The organism is Cellulomonas sp. URHE0023, assembly GCF_000688475.1.
Lineage (GTDB): Bacteria > Actinomycetota > Actinomycetes > Actinomycetales > Cellulomonadaceae > Cellulomonas.
The window spans coordinates 1,026,565-1,042,978 of record NZ_JIAN01000005.1; the positions used below are offsets into that span (position 1 = coordinate 1,026,565).

The window sequence follows — 16,414 nt, forward strand, 5'->3', positions numbered from 1 at the left end:
GGTGAACTTCCCGGGCCTCCGCCTCGTGTCAACGGGTGACCGCTCGTCCCGGCTCACGCACGGAGGTGCAGATGTCCTCGCTGCTGGATACCTCGAACACACTGGATCCGACGTCAGACCTGCACGCCGCGAGCTGCACCGGCTGTCTCGATCGCCGTCAGGTCCTGGCCCGCGCCGGGCTCGTCACCATGGGGGTCGCGGCGGCCGGCGTCCTCGCGGCGTGCGGCGGCGGTTCGTCAGGCGGCAGCGCGGACGGCGCAGGTGACGCAAGCAGCAGTGGGGCGTCGGGTGGTGCCCTGGCCAAGCTCTCGGACATCCCCGAGGGCGGCGCTCTGGCGGTCGAGGACGCCGACGGGAACCCGCTCATCCTGACCCAGCCGACCGCGGGGACGGTCGTCGCGCTGTCGGCGATCTGCACGCACCAGGGCTGCACGGTCGCCGCGGCCGGCGACCAGCTCGTCTGCCCGTGCCACGGATCGGTGTACGACATGTCAGGCGGCAACATCTCAGGGCCTGCCCCCGACCCGCTGCCCGAGGTCGACGTGCATGTCACCAACGGCGAAGTCCTCGCGGGGAAGGCCTGAACCGTGGAATGGCATCGCGGGCGGCAGGCGACGTCGGACGTGCTGCGCGCGCTCCTCAGCGCGTGCTTGATGATGTCGGCGGTCGTGCACCTGTTCCTGTGGACGGACTGGGCCCAGTCGTTCGACGTGGTCGGTCCGGCGTTCCTGCTCAACGGCTTCGGCGGGATCGTGCTCGGGGTCCTGGTCCTGGTGTGGCGCCACTGGCTGCCGCTGCTCGGGGCGATCGGGTTCGGCGTCGCGACGTTGACGGCCTTCATCATCTCGACGACGCCCGGCGGGTTCTTCCAGGTGCACGAGAAGTGGACGGGCTACCCGGTGTGGCTCGCCGCGATCTCCGAGATCGGCGCGATCGCCCTCGGAGTCGTCGCGATCGTCGTCGAACGGCAACCCGTGGCGGGTCTGCCCACGAGTGACACGACTGCCGAGCGGTCAGTCGTCGCTGAGTAGCCGACGCTCGTACGCCGCAACCACCTGCGCCGGCGTCCAGTCCTCGGTCCCGACCGCCTGTGACCGGCCGACGTACGCCCCGCGGCCACGCTCGGCGCCCAGCCAGCACGCCTCATCGAGGAACACGGCCCGGGCCTGCGCCATCGACCGGGACGCGAACAGCTCGGTTGCGACGCCAGCGTCTCGGTACGAGACGCGGAACCCTTCGCCGGCCGGCTCGAAGGCGATGCACTCGGCACCCACCGATCCGCTCACCCCGACCACTGCGAAGTCGACGCCGTCGAGCAGGTCGTTGTCCAAGGCGTCGTCCCGCAGGTCGCGGAGCTCCTGAGGCACTTTCGCCAGGTCAGGTCCCGACTCGCCGGTCGGCGGCTGGGGCGCTCGGGTCGTCGCCACCGGGGCTCCCGCACGGGCTGCCGCGGGACGGGCGTCGGCGACCTTGAGCAGGATGCGGAACCGACGCAGGTCGCGGACGGTCAACGCGAGCCCGTTGGTGTCGAGGAAGCGCAGACCGGCCTCGGTCGACTCAAGGAGGACGAGTCCGTCGACCACGAGGCTGCTGGACGTGTCGACCCGGTAGCGGTGCGCGAGCGGCCCGCCGTCGTCAGGCTGGAGCACCTCGCCGCGCTCGTACCCGATGCGGCTCAGCGTGAGGTCGTCGTCCACCGTCAGGGTGCGCACTGCGCTCATGCTCGGAGCCTGTCACACGCACACCACCGCAGGATCAGATGCTCCGGCCAGCAGTCCCCAGCGAACCCCTAATCCTGGCCTCAGGTTGACCGGGGACAATGGCGGCAGAAGCTTCGACCGGAAGGGGGGCGGGCCGGCGTGCGGATCATGATCGCGGATGACGACGCAGCCATCCGTGAGTCGCTCGAGCGGGTGCTCCAGGTCGAGGGCTACGACACCAGCACCGTCGCCAACGGTCTCGCCGTGCTCGACGGCGTCGGTGGGGCCGGCAGCGACGCGCTGGACCTGCTGATCCTCGACGTGATGATGCCCCGCCTCGGCGGGATCGAGACCTGCCGGCGGTTGCGGGCCGCAGGTCAGGAGCTGCCGGTGCTGATGCTGACCGCGCGTGACCAGGTCTCCGACCGGGTCGCGGGCCTCGACGCGGGTGCCGACGACTACCTGCCCAAGCCGTTCGCCACCGAGGAGCTGCTGGCCCGGGTGCGGGCCCTGCTGCGCCGGCACATGCCGACCGACGAGGAGTCGCAGATCCTGTCGTTCGCCGACGTCCGGGTGGATCCCGACCGGTTCGAGGCGTGGCGTGGCGAGCGGCCGCTGCACCTGACCCGGACCGAGTTCTCGCTCCTGCAGGTCCTCGTGGCCAACGCGACCCGGGTCCTGACCCGCGACATGCTGTTCGAGGCGATCTGGGGCTTCGACATGAGCGCCACCGCCAACAACCTCCAGGTATACGTGAGCTACCTGCGCCGCAAGATGGAGGCCGAGGGTGAGCCGCGACTGATCTACACGCTGCGCGGCATGGGATACACGTTGCGCGAGACTCCTCCGTGAGCAAGCCCGCCAGCCGGGAACCGCACCGGCTGACCCGATGGTGGCGCCGGTGGTCCCTGCGGACCAGGCTCACCGTGGTCGCGGCGACGGCCATCGCGGTCAGCGTGTTCGTGGCATTCCTGGGGGGCGCCGCCCTGCTGTACTGGCAGCTGCAGGGGACCGCCGAGAACGAGCTGCGCGCCGAGTCCCGCGTCCTCGCGACGAACGCCGAGCGGGCCGGTCTGGCGCAGGTCCAGCTCGCGCCGTATCCCGGATCCGGTCGGCTGGTGCGCGTCATCCTGCCCGACGGCTCTACCCGGACGCCGGCCGGCCAACCTGCGCTGCCCCCGGTCAGTGAGGACGCCGGGCGCGTGGCGGGTGGCGCCTCGGGCGACCTGATGGAGGACGACGACGGCGGCGGCGACGACTACTTCATCTACACGCTGCCGGTGGGCGACGGCGCGGTCCAGGTCGCCCGCGTCGCCGACCAGAGCCCGCTCACCCGGTTCGGGTTGGGCATGCTGCTGATCGGGCTGCTCTGCGTGGTCGGCGGCGCCCTGGCCGGGCGGACCGTGGCGCGGATCGGGCTGGCACCGATCGACCGGCTGACCGCCGCCGCCGTACGTGTCGCGCGCACCCGCGACCTCGCCGCCGACATCCCGGACGAGGGCGGAGGGGAGATCCGGCGGCTGATCCAGTCGATCAACGACATGCTCGCCGCGCTCCGGGACTCCCGGCGGGCTCAGCGGCTGCTCGCCGAGGACGCCGCCCACGAGCTCAAGACCCCGCTCACCAGCCTGCGCCTCAACGTCGAGCTGCTGATCCGGCTCGATCGGCGCGGCACCCTGGACAGCGCACTGCCCGCGGAGAGCAGGACCCGGCTGCTCAACGACCTCGGCGCGCAGGTGGCCGAGCTGAGCACCCTTGCCGCCGAGCTGACCGACCTGGCGCGGGGCGACGTCAGCGACGAGAGCACCGAGCTGCTCGACCTCGCCGACGTGGTGGTGGCAGCCGCGACCCGGGCGCGTTCCCGCGGGCCCGACATCGAGGTCGAGCTCGACGTGACCTCCGTCTGGGTGAGCGGGCGTCCCGCTGCGCTCCAGCGGGCCGTGCTCAACCTCATCGACAACGCCGGAACGTGGTCCCCCGTGGACCACCCGGTCCAGGTCCGGCTCCGAGCCGAGGGCGCGTCCGCAGTGCTCGAGGTCGATGACGCCGGGCCGGGCATCGACGCCGCCGACGTACCGCGCGTGTTCGACCGCTTCTACCGCGCGGACAGCGCCCGCGCGCTACCGGGATCCGGACTGGGGCTGTCGATCGTGCAGCGGGTCGTCGACGCCCACGACGGCCGGGTCACCGTCGCCCGCTCCGCACGCGGTGGCGCGCTGCTTCGGGTCGACCTTCCGGCCGCGGCCCCGCCCGCCCCGATCGCGCGGCTCACAGCCGGCGAGGACACCGCGGTCCGCTGACCCGCCCTGTCGGCGCCGTGCAGGACGAGCGAGACAGCCATCGAGCACGGCGCGCGGGCTGCGCACCTGATTCAGCCCACCGAGCTGAGCGGTGCTCTCACAGGTATCTAAGTTTCGCTCGTTAGGAAGGAGGCCTCAGACCAACGGTGCAACCCGCAGCAGGAGGCTAGTCATGGCAGTCAACGCAGCGCCGTCCGGTTCACGGCGGACACTCTGGGCGGCCACCATGGCGCTGGCGACGGTGATCGCCGTCGCGGCCTGCAGTGCGAACGCGGACAGCCCTGCGGCGCCCGCCGCGACCGGCTCGCACGGCGCGCACGAGCACGCGGGCGGGTTGCCGGCTCCCCAGCAGCCGCTGCGCGCCGGCGAGCGGTTCCTGGACCTGGAGACGGCCGAGGCCTACACGCCGAAGCCGCCGGCGGGCGGCGGCACGGACGAGTACCGGTGCCAGGTGATCGATCCGGGCCTGACCAAGACGGCGTTCCTGACCGGGACCCAGGTCATGCCGGAGAACGTCGCCATCGCGCACCACGGCATCGTGTACGCGGTGCCTCCGGGTGCTGCGGACCTGGTGCGCGCGCAGGACGCGAAGGTTCCCGGACCCGGTTGGCAGTGTTTCGGGGGGACCGGCGTGGCTGGCGCCGACGTGGAGAGCGGCGAGGACGAGGACGCCGACCCCGGCGCGACGTGGGTGGACACCTGGGCGCCCGGCGCCACGGAGGCTCTGTTCACGCAGGACGTCGGCTTCAAGCTGGAGCCGGGCACCCTGCTCATCCTCCAGATGCACTACAACCTGCTCGCGACCGACGGCGAGCCGGCCGGGTCGGACCAGACGGCGGTGCGGCTGCGACTGACGGACGGCACGCCGCAGACCCGGGAGCTCATCACGGTCCCGTTCGACGCGCCGACCGAGCTGCCCTGCACCGCCGACGAGTCCGGTCCGCTCTGCGACCGCGCGGCCTCGATCGCGGACGTCACGAAGCGGTTCGGGGAGGATGTCGGCGGCATGGCGGACGAGCAGGTGGAGGAGTGCAGCCAGGGCACGCCGAAGCCCGGCGACACCCAGACCTGCGATCACGAGGTGCCGGTGCCGATGACGCTGTTCGGCGGTTTCGGCCACATGCACCTGCTCGGGCGGGCGATCAAGGTCGAGCTCAACCCGGGCACGCCGAACGCCCAGGTGGTGCTGGACGTGCCGCAGTTCGACTTCGACAACCAGCGGCTGGTGACGTTGCCGTCGCCGGTGGACGTCGGTCCGGGAGACACGTTGCGGGTGACGTGCACGCACGACGCAGGGCTCCGCAAGGAGCTGCCGGAGCTGAGCAAGCTGCCGCCGCGCTACGTGGTGTGGGGCGACGGCACCAGCGACGAGATGTGCGCGGGCATCATGACGGTCTCCCTCCGCGAGCCCTGACGACGCGTCGGGTGTGACCTCACCAAGGTCAGCAGCCGAAGGCACCGCACGCACGACGCTCGCGTCTCGGCACACAGGTGGAGGTTGCGGTGAGCGTCCTCAACCTCCACCTCGTGACAACTGACAGCTCGTCCCGACGCGCCACGGAGGTGCCGATGTCCTCGCTGCTGGATACCCCGAACACACCGAACCCGAACAACCATGAGCACGCGTCCGGCTGCCTCGGCTGTCTCGATCGCCGCCAGATGCTCAAGCAGGCGGGACTGGTCACCGCCGGCGTTGCCGCAGCCGGCGTGCTCACCGCATGCGGTGGTGGTGGTTCGACAGGCGCCGGAACCCGGAGCGAGACCCCCGGCGGCGGGTCGGGAGCGCTCGCCAAGGTCTCGGATGTCCCCGAGGGTGGCGCGCTCTCCGTCAGGGACGCCGAGGGGAACGAGCTCCTCCTGACGCAGGCGTCGGGGACGATCGTCGCGCTCTCGGCGGTCTGCACGCACCAGGGCTGCACTGTCACGGGGGACGGCGGCGAGCTCGTCTGCCCGTGCCACGGCTCGGTGTTTGACCTGTCCGGCGCGAACGTCTCGGGTCCCGCATCGAAACCCCTGCCCAGGGTCGACGTGCACGTCGTCGATGGTGAAGTCCTCCCGGGCAAGGCCTGAGCCCGTGGAGCGCCGAGGCGGGCGGCAGGTGACGTCGACGTGCTGCGCCCACTCGTGCGTGCCTGCCTCAGGCTGTCCGCGGTGGTGCACCTCGACCTGTGGGCGACCAGCATGAAGCCGGTCGACATCGTGGTCCGGCGTTCCTGCTCGACGGCGTCGCCGGGATCGCGCTCGGCGCCGTCACGATCGTCATCGAACGCCGACCCACGACCCGCTAGCGCTCAGCCCCAGACGAGCCCTTGCGCGGGGTCGTGCAGGACGCGGGCGACGTCCGCGAGCACGCGCGACCCGAGCTCACCGTCGACGAGCCGGTGGTCGAAGCTGAGCGCGAGCTGCGTGACGTGGCGGATCTTGATCTTGCCCTTGTGCACCCACGGCTGCTCACGGATCGCCCCGAACGCGAGGATCGCGGCCTCGCCCGGGTTGAGGATCGGCGTACCGGTGTCGATGCCGAACACCCCGACGTTCGTGATCGTGATCGTCCCGTCGGACATGTCGGCGGGCGTCGTCCGGCCCGCACGCGCGGTGGAGGTCAGCTCCGACAGCGCGACCGCGAGCTCCTTGAGGCTCAGCCGGTGCGCGTCCTTCATGTTCGGCACGACGAGCCCGCGGGGCGTTGCGGCCGCGATCCCGAGGTTGATGTAGTGCTTGTAGACGATCTCCTGCGACTGCTCGTCCCAGGAGCCGTTGATCTCCGGGTGCCGCCGCACGGCGAGCATGAGCGCCTTCGCGGCGATGAGCAGCGGGGTCACCCGGACGTCCGCGAACTCGCGGTCGTTGCGGAGGCGTTCGACCAGCTTCATCGTGGCGGTGACGTCGATGGTCTGGAAGACGGTGACGTGCGGTGCGGTGAACGCGCTGGTCACCATGGCCTCGGCGGTCCGCTTGCGCACCGACTTCACCGGGACCCGGGTCTGCCTGCCGTCGGGCGAGACCGAGCCGCTGGCGAGCCAGGGCGCGTCGTCGCCGGGGTAGGTGGCCAGCGTCCGAGCCTCTGCCTGCGCCGCCCGCGCCAGCACGTCCTCGCGCGTGACGATGCCGCCGGGGCCGGTCGGCGAGATGGAGTCGAGGTCCACGCCCAGCTCACGGGCGAGCTTGCGGACCGGCGGCTTGGCCAGCGCGTGCGGTCGGTTGCCGTGCTCGGCACCGTTCGCTGCACGCTCGCGACGTGCGGTTCCTGCCTCGGCGACGCCGTAGCCGACGAGGACGGCCTCCCGCGCGGCGGGCGCCTGGGCGGGGGTGGTGGTGTCCGGTGAGGCATCCTCGGCGGGTTCCGCTGTCGCGGACCCGCCGGCCGTGCGCGGGGCGCTGACGCCACTGTCCGGGCGTCCTGCTCGACCCGCACGTGCGGCCGCGATCTCGTCGGACCCTCCGGGCTCGACTCCCTCGTGACGGTTGGGGCGTCCGCGGTGCCCGTGCTCGATCGCGCCGCCGCCCTCGTCGGAGATCCTGGCCTTCGACGCGGGGAACTCGGCGCCGTCGTCCGCCGGGGCGCCGGCAGGGTCGGTGTCGACCTCGATGATCGGGGTCCCGACGTCGACCGTCTGGCCGGGCTCGACGAGGATCCGCGTGACCACGCCGGACCACGGGCTCGGCAGGTCGACCAGCGACTTCGCAGTCTCGATCTCGACGATGGTCTGGTTGACCGTGACCTCGTCACCGACGGCCACGTGCCACGCGACGATCTCGGCCTCGGTCAGGCCCTCACCCGCGTCGGGGAGCGGGAACTGCTGGTACGTGGGCACGGCTAGGTCTCCTCGGCAGTTCGTCGAACAAGGCCAGACTAGAAGGCGAGCGAACGGTCCACGGCGTCGAGGACTCGGTCCAGCCCGGGCAGGTAGTCGTGCTCGATCTTGGCCACCGGGTAGGGGGCGTGGAACCCGCCGACGCGGAGCACGGGGGCGTGCAGGTGGTAGAAGCAGTCCTCCGCGATGCGGGCGGCGACCTCGGCGCCGGTGCCGTAGAGCACGGGCGCCTCGTGGACGACGACGCAGCGGCCCGTCTTCTTCACCGACGCCGCGACGGTCGCGGTGTCGAGCGGCGAGAGGGCGCGCAGGTCGACGACCTCGATGGACGTGCCTTCGGCGCCCGCGACCTCGGCGGCCTTGAGCGCCGTCTGGACCGTCGGACCGTAGGCGACGAGCGTGACGTCGGTGCCGGGACGCAGGACCTTCGCGGTGTCCAGGCCGGGGTGCGGTGCGCCGAGCGGGGCGTCGAGATCGACCGGACCCTTCTCCCAGTACCGACCCTTGGGCTCGAAGAACAGCACCGGGTCCGGCGAGGCGATGGCCTGCTGGATCATCGTGAACGCCTCGGCCGGGCTCGACGGGCTGACCACCCGCAGGCCTGCGGTGTGCGCGAAGAGGGCCTCGGGCGACTCGCTGTGGTGCTCGACCGCGCCGATCCCGCCGCCGTAGGGCACGCGGATGACGACGGGGAGGTTCAGCCGCCCCTTGGAGCGGTAGTGCATCTTGGCCAGCTGCGTCGTGATCTGGTCGAACGCCGGGAAGATGAACCCGTCGAACTGGATCTCGCACACCGGGCGGTAGCCGCGCAGCGCCAGGCCGATCGCCGTGCCGACGATGCCCGACTCCGCGAGCGGGGTGTCGACGACCCGGTCGCCGCCGAAGTCCTTCTGCAGCCCGTCGGTCACCCGGAACACTCCGCCGAGCGCGCCGATGTCCTCCCCCATGAGCAGCACCTTGGGGCTGGACTCCAGCGACCGGCGCAGCCCGAGGTTGATCGCCTTCGCGATCGTGAGCGTCTGCACGCCGGTGGTGGAGCTCGTCGTCTGTACGGGCGCGTTCATCGGTGGCTCCCCTCGCCGGACTGGCTGGCGTCCATGAACGACGCCTCGTACTGCTCGAACCAGGCGCGCTCGGACTCGACGACCGAGTGCGGTGCTGCGTACACGTGCTCGAACATCGATGCGGCCGACGGACGCCCCATGGCCTTGACCGTCGCGCGCAGGCGCTCGCCGAGCGCGTCGCCGTCGAACTCCAGCGTCGCGACGAAGTCTGCGGGAAGCTCCCCGCGCTCCTCGAGGTGTGTGCGGAGGCGGTCGATCGGGTCGCGCTGACGCCAGTGGTCCTCCTCGGCGGCCGAGCGGTACCGGCTCGGGTCGTCGGAGGTGGTGTGTGCGCCCATCCGGTAGGTGAACGCCTCGATGAACGTGGGTCCTCCGCCGTTGCGCGCCCGCTCGAGCGCCTCCGCCGTCACGGCGTAGGTGGCGAGGACGTCGTTGCCGTCGACGCGGACGCTCGGGACGCCGAAGCCCCGCCCACGCTCCGACAGGGGCACCCGGGACTGGCGGGTGGTCGGCTCGGAGATGGCCCACTGGTTGTTCTGGCAGAAGAAGACGACCGGGGCGTTGTTCACGGCGGCGAAGACGAGCGCCTCGTTGACGTCGCCCTGCGAGGTCGACCCGTCGCCGAAGTACGCGATGACCGCCGAGTCGCGGTCGGGGTCCCCGGTGCCGACGGCGCCGTCGCGCTGCAGGCCCATGGCGTAGCCGGTCGCGTGCAGGGTGTGCGAGCCGATGACCAGCGTGTACAGGTGGAAGCCGTGCTCCTCGGAGTCCCAGCCGCCGTGGTCGATGCCACGGAACAGGCGAAGGACGTCGGCGAGGTCGACCCCGCGCGTGTAGGCGACGCCGTGCTCGCGGTAGCTCGGGAACACGTGGTCGTGCCTGGCGAGCGCCCGGCCCGAGCCGATCTGCGCTGCTTCCTGACCGAGCCCCTGCGCGAAGAGGGCGAGCTCGCCCTGGCGCTGCAACGAGGTCGCCTCGTTGTCGAACCGGCGGACGAGCACCATGTCGCGGTAGAGGCCACGCAGAGCTTCGGCATCGAGGTGCGCCACACGGGCGTCGTAGTCAGGATGGGCCGTGCGCTGACCTGCGGGGGTCAGCAGCTGGACGAGTCCCTCTTCGGTGACTGGGCCGTTCGAGGCCACGCGGTTCTCCTTCGCGTGCAGCGGTCGGGGGCCGCTCGGGCAGGTCCGTCGCGAGCCACCGGCTCGCAACCTACGACACCGTAGCCTACGGAACCGTAGGTTGTGTCGACAGACTGTCACCAAGGCCCGCCGCGACGTTCCGCGACACGTTCAGGAGAACCGGTCGACCCACCGTCCAGGTGAGGTCCGGGACCGCTTACGGAGCGGGAGTGCTCGTGCCCGGCGCGACCGGGAGCTGCTCGCCATCGAGGATCATCTGGCCAGCACGCGCCTTCGTCTCGAACGGATCGATGCTCCACAGCTCGCTCAGCGCCCCGACGTCCTCGCTGGTGTAGCCGGCGTCCCAGAACGCGTCCCGCGCGTCCTGCTGGTCGTCCGACGGCGGCTCGGCAGGCGCCGACGGGGTCACCGGTGGGGTCTGCCCGTCGAGGATCATCTGCCCTGCGCGCGCCTTCGTCTCGGTGGCGCCGATGTTCCACAGCGCGGACAACGTCTCCATGTCGTCGACCGTGTAGGTGGCCCAGAAGGCCTCGTACTGCTCGCGCGTGTACCCGTCCGGCATCGCCGACCAGTCGATCCCGACGGCGTGCGCGACGTTCTCCACCGTCCGTGCGACCGGTGAGTACGGGTTGGCCGCCGCCGCAGCACCCGCACCCGCGACGACCAGCACGGAGGTAACGACGCCCGCGGCGACGACCTTCGCGCTGCGGCGCACCAGAAGGTTCACCGGTGCCTGCCCGAGCTGGGCGAGCTCCGCCTCGATGCGAGCCGTCACGACCGCCGGGTCGGGCTGCTCCGTAGCGCGCGAGCGCAGCGCTCGGTTGATCCGCTCGATGAGCTCGGCGTCGGCGGGGTCGTGCGCGTCGCGAGAGTGCTCGTTCATGACGTCTCCGGAGGGGTCGTGAGGTCGATCTGTCGCAAGGTCGCCAGCGCGCGGCTGGCATGGGAACGGACGGTGGCGCTCGACGTGCCCAGCACGTCGCCGATCTCCGAGTCGTCGAGCCCCTCGTAGTACCGCAGCACCAGGACGGCGCGCTGCCGCGGCGGCAGCTCGCTGAGGCGCTGCCACATCGCGTCGTCCTCGACCACGTGCTGGGCGTGGTCCGCCTGCGGGGCGATGCGGGCGTCGAGGACGTCGTCGGTCGTCGTGTGGATGGTGCGCACGTGCCACCGGCGACGCCACGACAGGTGCTCGTTGGTCACCATCCGCCGCAGGTACAGGTCGGGCCGCGCCATGAGCGAGATGCGCGTCCAGCGCACGTGCGCGCGCAGCAGAACCTCCTGGACGAGGTCTGCCGCGGTGTGCGGGTCGCCCGTGAGCACCGTCGCGTACCGCAGGAGCCCGGGAAGGTGGTCGCGGACCACGTCGTCGAGGTGTCGGGCGACGACCTCCGGCGCGGCGGCGACGTCGGGGTCGACAGGCGCCGGCCTGACCTGGGGGATCGCGGCACTGTTCGGCCCGCGCGCCGATGCCCACGTCGTCATCGGCGCACCACCGCCAGCAGCTCGTCCAGCGCGGCGTGCGGATCGAGGTCCGCTCCGGCACCGGGCCGGGGCAGCGGGCCATGCTCGAGGCAGCGCCGGAGCACGGCCTCGACCACCGCGGCCGACCCCACGATCGCATCGGTGTCGATCCCGCCGGGCAGGATCCGCACCTCCACCGTCTCCCGCAGGGGGCGCGCGCTGACGAGCTGCGTGAGGTTGACGTCGGCGTACTTGGTCAGCCCTGTGGCCCGTGCCGCGTCCCGCAGCGGTACCCAGCCGCCGTCCTCCCAGGGTTCCTCGACGAGCTCGACGAGTGCCTGCGGCAGCGGGGCGAGCCGCACGCACTCAGGGTTGGTGCCCAGAACCGACCACAGCACCCCACGCCAGTGGCCGAAGAGCCGGACGAGGTTCGCGAAGGCCTGCGGCGCGCGGAACGGAGCTGCGTCCAGGTGCACGTGCACCGCAGCCTCCTTCGGAACCGTGAAGCCGAGGTCCCGGGCCGGCGCGAGGAGCTGCTCCAGGGCGTCCCGGTGCCCGGCGGCCAACGGCGGCGTGATGATCTCGCACGGACGTTCGCGCCCTGGCGGCAGCGGCAGCGCGACGGCGACGGTCGCGCCGGCCGTGTCGTCGACGCGCGCCGCAGCGGGCAGCACGTCGACACCGACCCCGAACAGCTCGGCGACCGGTTCCAGCACGGTGCCCAGCGAGGCCTCCGGGTCCGCGTGCCGCTCGATCAGCCGCAGGAGCCGGGCGTCGTCGGACAGGACCCGGTACCAGCCGCGGTGCCCGGGACGTCCAGGCACCGCGGCGAGGTCGGCCGAGATCGTGATGTCGTCCACCACCCTCGCCACCGGGCGCCCGTCCACGTCGACCACGTCGAACGCCGGGGACAGGTGGCGGAAGACGCCCACGCCCGGCACCGTCGACGGCTCGCTGTCCGCGTGGAACGACCGGCGGACATGTCCGTGCACGCGTGCCGCGATCTCGTCAGCAAGAACCTGCCGGTCGGAACCGGCAGGCGCCAGCAGCTCGACCTCGAAGCCGGTGCGCATGGTCAGGGTGTCCACGTGGGTGCTCGTCTCGTCGGAGGCGTCGTGCGTCGGGGTGCCGGGGCGGTCTCGGGTCAGGACGAGGCGCTCGTGGGCGTGCTGCCCGGCGCCACCGGAGGAGTCTGCCCGTCCAGCAGCATCTGCCCGGCGCGCGCCTTGACCTCGGTGACGTCCGTGCTCCACAGCGTGCCCAACGCCTCCGCGTCCTCGATGGTGTAGCCGGCAGCCCAGAACGCGTCGGCCTGCGCCGGGGTGTAGCTGCCGGACGTCGACGCCGACGACTGCCCGTCGGCGGGTACGGCGCCCGGGTTCGCGGAGCCCGCGTCGGCGGCGCCCGGGTCGGACGGGGCCGACGCGGTGTCATCGACGTCCTGTGTGCCACTCGGAGCGATCGGCAGCGCTTCCCCTTCGATGAGCATCTGGCCTGCCTTGGCCTTGGTGTCGGTGGTGTCGGTGCTCCACAGCGCGCCGAGCGCCTCGACGTCCTCAGGGGTGTACCCGGCGCCCCAGAACGCCTCGTACTGGGCCTGCGTGTACCCCTCCGGCATCGACGACCAGTCGACGCCCGCGTCGTGGAGCGCGCCGGCGACCGCCTTCCCGACGGCGGAGGTCGGTGCGACGGCGAACGCAGCGCCCGAGCCGGCGACCGACAAGCCGGCGGCGAGCACGCCCACGGCGACCAGTCGTCGACGCGAGCGGCGGGCGGCGGGCGTGGTGGTGGTGGGGTTCATCGGGTTCCTCCTGGAGCGTGGCGGTGGTGCCTTGCCCTCTTAGAACGCGGCTCGACGCCCAGGTGTGGAGTCACCTCGCCCTGAAGTTGTGCCCTGGACCTCACAGCCCGACAGCGTCAGCGGGCGAGCCAGTCCGCTGTGACCTCCAGGAGAAGGTCGGTGGCCTCAGGCTCCCCCACGCTGACGCGGACCCCGTCGCCCGCGAACGGCCGGACCAGGACGCCCGCACGACCCGCGCGCTCCGCGAACGACGACGCCTGATCCCCCAGCGGGAGCCACACGAAGTTGGCCTCGCTGTCCGGGACCGACCAGCCCTGCTTGCGCAGGCCGGCGAGCATCCGGGTCCGGTCGACGACGATCTGGTCCACCCGGACCATCAGCTCGTTCGAGGCGCGCAGCGACGCGAGGGCGGCGAGCTGACCGATGTGCGACACCCCGAACGGCGTCGACGCCACCCGGATCCCGGCCGCCAGGCGTGGTCTCGCGACCGCGTAGCCGACGCGCAGCCCCGCCAGGCCGTAGGCCTTGGAGAACGTGCGGAGCAGCACGACGTTCGGGTGGTCCGCGAACACCGCGAGCCCGTCGGCGGCCTGCGCGTCACGGACGAACTCGACGTAGGCCTCGTCCAGCACGACGAGGACGTCGCTCGGCACGGCCGCCAGGAACGTGGCGAGCTCATCGGCGCGGACAGCAGGGCCGGTCGGGTTGTTCGGCGTGCACACGAGCACGGCCTTGGTCCGGCTGGTGACCGCGGCAGCCATCCCCTCCAGGTCGAGCCGCCCGTCCGAACCGACCGGCACGGGGACGCCGACACCCCCCGCGAGCGTGATCGCGATCGGATAGGCCTCGAACGAGCGCCACGGCAGGACGACCTCGTCACCCGGTTCGCACACCGCCGTGAGCACGTGCCCGAGCACCGCGACCGACCCGCACCCCGTGACGACGCTCTCCGACGCGACGCCGAGCGACTCAGCGATCGCGCCCACGAGCTCGGTCGCGTACATGTCGGGATAGCGGTTCACGTCCGCCGCCGCGTCCGAGATCGCCACCAGCACGGACGGCAGCGGGGGGAACGGGTTCTCGTTAGACGAGATCTTGTAGGCCGCCGAACCGACCGGGACGCGAGCCCCCGGCACGTACGGCGGAACGTCGGCGAGGGCCTGGCGAAGCGGGACGCGGCTCACGCGGACAGCATGCCATTGCCCGCCGACGTCACCGCGCCGACGCGGACCACCCGATCCGGGCGAGTTCGCAGCACGGCTCACCACGTGGAGGAACACCGCGCGCAAGGACGGTCACGGATGGCAGGATCGGCACATGGCCTTCGTGCTCCGCGTGATCATCAACGGCATCGCCATCTGGTTCGCGCAGCTGGTCCTGCCCGGCCTGTCGATCGACGGGGGCGACACCCCTCTCCAGCAGCTCCTGATCATCCTGGCGATCGCCCTGGTGTTCGGCATCGTCAACGCGTTCGTCAAGCCGATCGTCGCGTTCCTGTCGATCCCGCTGTACATCCTCACGCTGGGCCTGTTCCACATCATCGTGAACGCGCTCATGCTCATGCTCACCGCGTGGATCACGGAGGCGACCGGCTGGGGCCTGTCGATCGCGAACTTCGGCACGGCGTGCTGGGCCGCGATCATCGTCTCGATCGTCAGCCTGGTGCTCTCGGTGCTCATCCCGGGATCGCGTCCCCAGAGCCAGCAGGTCCAGACCAGCACGTACTACTACCGGAGCGACAGCTAGTCCTCGATGACGTCGAGGGCCTGCTCGCGCAGCTGCGCCAGGTTGTCCAGCATGCCCGCCAGCACCTCCGGGGCGTGGCCTTCCCACTCCTCGAGCTCGGCGAGCACGCGCAGCGGGTCGCGGGTCCGGTAGGACTGCGTGACGTTGCCGGGGAACCGCTTGTCGGTCACGTTCGGGTCGTCCTCGAACGGACCCAAGGGCTCCACCACGTAGATGTGCCCCCGATCCGGGCTGCCAGCCAGCGCGCTCGCCAGCTCCGCTCCCCAGGCCGCGGTCTCCACGAGCGCCGTGAAGTAGATGTTGTTCATCACCCGACCCGACTGGAAGTTCGACCCGAACCCCGGGACGAGCTCGGTGCCGGCCTGGAGCACCGCTTTCGTGCCGTGGTAGAACGGCCCGTCGATGTGGGCACAGTCGTCGAAGGTGACGCGTCGCCGGGTGCTGGCGTTCTCGTCCATCGTCGTGTCCTCCGGTTGGGCGTGGTCGCGCGCGCGGCGGTTCGCCGGGCGGACGGCTCGACTCAGGCTTCGTCGATGGTCATGTCGCCCGTGCCGGGGTCGGCACCCGTCGGGGCGTACCGCAGCTGCACCGCCCCGGAGCTTCCTGACACGGGCGGTTCGAGCAGCCTGAGCCCGGACGCCCGGGCACCGTCCCGGAAGACCTTCTTCCCCTGGCCGAGGACGATCGGGTACACCCACAAGGTCAGCACGTCGAACAACCGCTCGGCGAGCAGCGTCTGGACCAGGTCGACGCTGCCGATCACGTGGGTCCGCTCGTGCCGCTCCCGCACCGCCTGAACCTCCGCGACGAGATCCGGACCGAGCTGAGTGCTTCCTGACCAGTTGAGCTCAGGCGTCCCGCGGCTTGCCACGTACTTCGGGACGGCGTTGAGCTGTCGCCCGATGTCGTTCTCGTGCTGCGGCCAGTACGCGGCGAAGATGTCGTACGTCCGACGGCCGAGCAGCAGCGCATCCATCTCGGCGATGCCGGCACTGACCTCGCGACCGACGACGTCGTCGATCAGCGGTGCCTGCCACCCGCCGAACGGGAAGGCACCCGACGGATCTTCCTCGGGACCGCCCGGCGCCTGCGCGACGCCGTCCAGCGTGACGAACAGATCGATGTGCAGGCGGCCCATGGCTCCCCCTCGGACGGCCCTGGCGGCGGGCTACGACTCGAGCGTAGCCGCGTCGACCACGACACGGGTGTGCGTCCGCGAGCATCCGGTCTGGGACCGGCGAGGCAGCGGCGGGGATCGCGGCGACGCGGACGTCGGACGGGATGACGCCCGTACGACTCCTTGGGCGCCGATGTCATCCCCGCGGACCACACCGCCTGAGGCTCACGGATGACACGGGCTCGGATGACGGCCTCGACGGGTG

Annotated in this window: 18 protein-coding genes; 7 read left to right on the plus strand and 11 right to left on the minus strand. The window is 71.7% G+C overall.

The annotated features are described in order from the left end of the window. The first annotated feature begins 71 nt into the window (after positions 1 to 71). Both N553_RS0105210 and N553_RS21235 read left to right on the plus strand, forming a co-directional pair. The gene (locus tag N553_RS0105210) at positions 72 to 584 is read left to right on the plus strand and encodes a ubiquinol-cytochrome c reductase iron-sulfur subunit (protein WP_081844466.1); all 513 of its coding nucleotides are present in this window, start codon (positions 72 to 74) and stop codon (positions 582 to 584) included. 3 nt (positions 585 to 587) lie between these two features. Beyond that, the gene (locus N553_RS21235; protein ID WP_197029906.1) at positions 588 to 1,031 is read left to right on the plus strand and encodes a hypothetical protein; all 444 of its coding nucleotides are present in this window, start codon (positions 588 to 590) and stop codon (positions 1,029 to 1,031) included. Here the strand turns inward: N553_RS21235 and N553_RS0105220 are convergent. Further along, a complete protein-coding gene (locus tag N553_RS0105220; protein ID WP_034620678.1) occupies positions 1,014 to 1,721 on the minus strand; it encodes a hypothetical protein in 708 nt (235 codons plus the stop codon). The two genes, N553_RS21235 and N553_RS0105220, sit on opposite strands and share 18 nt — an antisense overlap. Positions 1,722 to 1,868: 147 nt before the next feature. On the opposite strand from N553_RS0105220, the gene N553_RS0105225 reads away from it, so the two are divergent. The 4 genes from N553_RS0105225 (at position 1,869) to N553_RS0105240 (ending at position 6,070) form a co-directional block, all read left to right on the plus strand. After that, positions 1,869 to 2,552, plus strand: coding sequence for a response regulator transcription factor (locus N553_RS0105225; RefSeq protein WP_231505169.1), 684 nt, complete (start codon positions 1,869 to 1,871; stop codon positions 2,550 to 2,552). Beyond that, on the plus strand, positions 2,549 to 4,000 hold the full coding sequence (locus N553_RS0105230; RefSeq protein ID WP_028045650.1) for a HAMP domain-containing sensor histidine kinase: 1,452 nt from the start codon (positions 2,549 to 2,551) through the stop codon (positions 3,998 to 4,000). The genes N553_RS0105225 and N553_RS0105230 overlap by 4 nt, the downstream gene beginning before the upstream one ends. A 172-nt stretch (positions 4,001 to 4,172) precedes the next feature. Continuing rightward, on the plus strand, positions 4,173 to 5,414 hold the full coding sequence (locus N553_RS0105235; RefSeq protein WP_197029907.1) for a hypothetical protein: 1,242 nt from the start codon (positions 4,173 to 4,175) through the stop codon (positions 5,412 to 5,414). Between the two features lie 89 nt (positions 5,415 to 5,503). Next, positions 5,504 to 6,070, plus strand: coding sequence for a ubiquinol-cytochrome c reductase iron-sulfur subunit (locus N553_RS0105240; RefSeq protein ID WP_231505170.1), 567 nt, complete (start codon positions 5,504 to 5,506; stop codon positions 6,068 to 6,070). A 221-nt stretch (positions 6,071 to 6,291) separates the two neighbouring features. Here N553_RS0105240 and N553_RS0105250 read toward each other — a convergent pair whose 3' ends face one another. The 8 genes from N553_RS0105250 to hisC all read right to left on the minus strand — a co-directional run bounded on the left by N553_RS0105250 (position 6,292) and on the right by hisC (position 14,470). After that, complete coding sequence (locus tag N553_RS0105250) at positions 6,292 to 7,815, minus strand: dihydrolipoamide acetyltransferase family protein (protein ID WP_028045653.1); 1,524 nt, start codon at positions 7,813 to 7,815, stop codon at positions 6,292 to 6,294. A gap of 38 nt (positions 7,816 to 7,853) precedes the next feature. Next, positions 7,854 to 8,879 (minus strand): alpha-ketoacid dehydrogenase subunit beta, encoded by a 1,026-nt coding sequence (locus N553_RS0105255; RefSeq protein WP_028045654.1) that lies wholly within the window; start codon positions 8,877 to 8,879, stop codon positions 7,854 to 7,856. Next, on the minus strand, positions 8,876 to 10,021 hold the full coding sequence (gene pdhA, locus N553_RS0105260; RefSeq protein ID WP_028045655.1) for a pyruvate dehydrogenase (acetyl-transferring) E1 component subunit alpha: 1,146 nt from the start codon (positions 10,019 to 10,021) through the stop codon (positions 8,876 to 8,878). Before pdhA ends, N553_RS0105255 begins: the two co-directional genes overlap by 4 nt. A gap of 196 nt (positions 10,022 to 10,217) precedes the next feature. Further along, positions 10,218 to 10,904 carry a hypothetical protein gene (locus N553_RS0105265; protein ID WP_028045656.1) on the minus strand — a complete coding sequence of 229 codons (687 nt, stop codon included), beginning with the start codon at positions 10,902 to 10,904 and terminating at the stop codon, positions 10,218 to 10,220. Further along, the gene (locus tag N553_RS0105270) at positions 10,901 to 11,506 is read right to left on the minus strand and encodes a SigE family RNA polymerase sigma factor (RefSeq protein WP_081844370.1); all 606 of its coding nucleotides are present in this window, start codon (positions 11,504 to 11,506) and stop codon (positions 10,901 to 10,903) included. Before N553_RS0105270 ends, N553_RS0105265 begins: the two co-directional genes overlap by 4 nt. Further along, the gene (locus tag N553_RS0105275) at positions 11,503 to 12,573 is read right to left on the minus strand and encodes an amidoligase family protein (RefSeq protein WP_028045658.1); all 1,071 of its coding nucleotides are present in this window, start codon (positions 12,571 to 12,573) and stop codon (positions 11,503 to 11,505) included. The genes N553_RS0105270 and N553_RS0105275 overlap by 4 nt, the downstream gene beginning before the upstream one ends. 56 nt (positions 12,574 to 12,629) lie before the next feature. Next, positions 12,630 to 13,286, minus strand: coding sequence for a hypothetical protein (locus N553_RS0105280; RefSeq protein ID WP_028045659.1), 657 nt, complete (start codon positions 13,284 to 13,286; stop codon positions 12,630 to 12,632). 116 nt (positions 13,287 to 13,402) lie between these two features. After that, positions 13,403 to 14,470 carry a histidinol-phosphate transaminase gene (gene hisC, locus N553_RS0105285; protein WP_028045660.1) on the minus strand — a complete coding sequence of 356 codons (1,068 nt, stop codon included), beginning with the start codon at positions 14,468 to 14,470 and terminating at the stop codon, positions 13,403 to 13,405. Between the two features lie 133 nt (positions 14,471 to 14,603). Here hisC and N553_RS21240 point away from each other — a divergent pair, with 133 nt between their 5' ends. Further along, a complete protein-coding gene (locus tag N553_RS21240) occupies positions 14,604 to 15,032 on the plus strand; it encodes a phage holin family protein (RefSeq protein ID WP_034620680.1) in 429 nt (142 codons plus the stop codon). On the opposite strand, the gene arr is transcribed toward N553_RS21240, so the two are convergent. Together arr and N553_RS0105300 are read right to left on the minus strand one after the other, a co-directional pair. Continuing rightward, the gene (gene arr / locus N553_RS0105295) at positions 15,029 to 15,490 is read right to left on the minus strand and encodes an NAD(+)--rifampin ADP-ribosyltransferase (protein ID WP_028045661.1); all 462 of its coding nucleotides are present in this window, start codon (positions 15,488 to 15,490) and stop codon (positions 15,029 to 15,031) included. The two genes, N553_RS21240 and arr, sit on opposite strands and share 4 nt — an antisense overlap. A 62-nt stretch (positions 15,491 to 15,552) precedes the next feature. Next, complete coding sequence (locus N553_RS0105300) at positions 15,553 to 16,170, minus strand: dihydrofolate reductase family protein (protein WP_028045662.1); 618 nt, start codon at positions 16,168 to 16,170, stop codon at positions 15,553 to 15,555. Between the last annotated feature and the right edge of the window lie 244 nt (positions 16,171 to 16,414).

Bases quoted from the DNA above. Each gene is read 5' to 3' on its own strand.
- N553_RS0105210 (WP_081844466.1), top strand. From the start codon at position 72: ATGTCCTCGCTGCTGGATACCTCGAACACACTGGATCCGACGTCAGAC.
- N553_RS0105220 (WP_034620678.1), bottom strand. From the start codon at position 1,721: ATGAGCGCAGTGCGCACCCTGACGGTGGACGACGACCTCACGCTGAGC.
- N553_RS0105225 (WP_231505169.1), top strand. From the start codon at position 1,869: ATGATCGCGGATGACGACGCAGCCATCCGTGAGTCGCTCGAGCGGGTG.
- N553_RS0105235 (WP_197029907.1), top strand. From the start codon at position 4,173: ATGGCAGTCAACGCAGCGCCGTCCGGTTCACGGCGGACACTCTGGGCG.
- N553_RS0105255 (WP_028045654.1), bottom strand. From the start codon at position 8,879: ATGAACGCGCCCGTACAGACGACGAGCTCCACCACCGGCGTGCAGACG.
- N553_RS0105265 (WP_028045656.1), bottom strand. From the start codon at position 10,904: ATGAACGAGCACTCTCGCGACGCGCACGACCCCGCCGACGCCGAGCTC.
- N553_RS0105270 (WP_081844370.1), bottom strand. From the start codon at position 11,506: ATGACGACGTGGGCATCGGCGCGCGGGCCGAACAGTGCCGCGATCCCC.
- N553_RS0105280 (WP_028045659.1), bottom strand. From the start codon at position 13,286: ATGAACCCCACCACCACCACGCCCGCCGCCCGCCGCTCGCGTCGACGA.
- N553_RS21240 (WP_034620680.1), top strand. From the start codon at position 14,604: ATGGCCTTCGTGCTCCGCGTGATCATCAACGGCATCGCCATCTGGTTC.
- arr (WP_028045661.1), bottom strand. From the start codon at position 15,490: ATGGACGAGAACGCCAGCACCCGGCGACGCGTCACCTTCGACGACTGT.
- N553_RS0105300 (WP_028045662.1), bottom strand. From the start codon at position 16,170: ATGGGCCGCCTGCACATCGATCTGTTCGTCACGCTGGACGGCGTCGCG.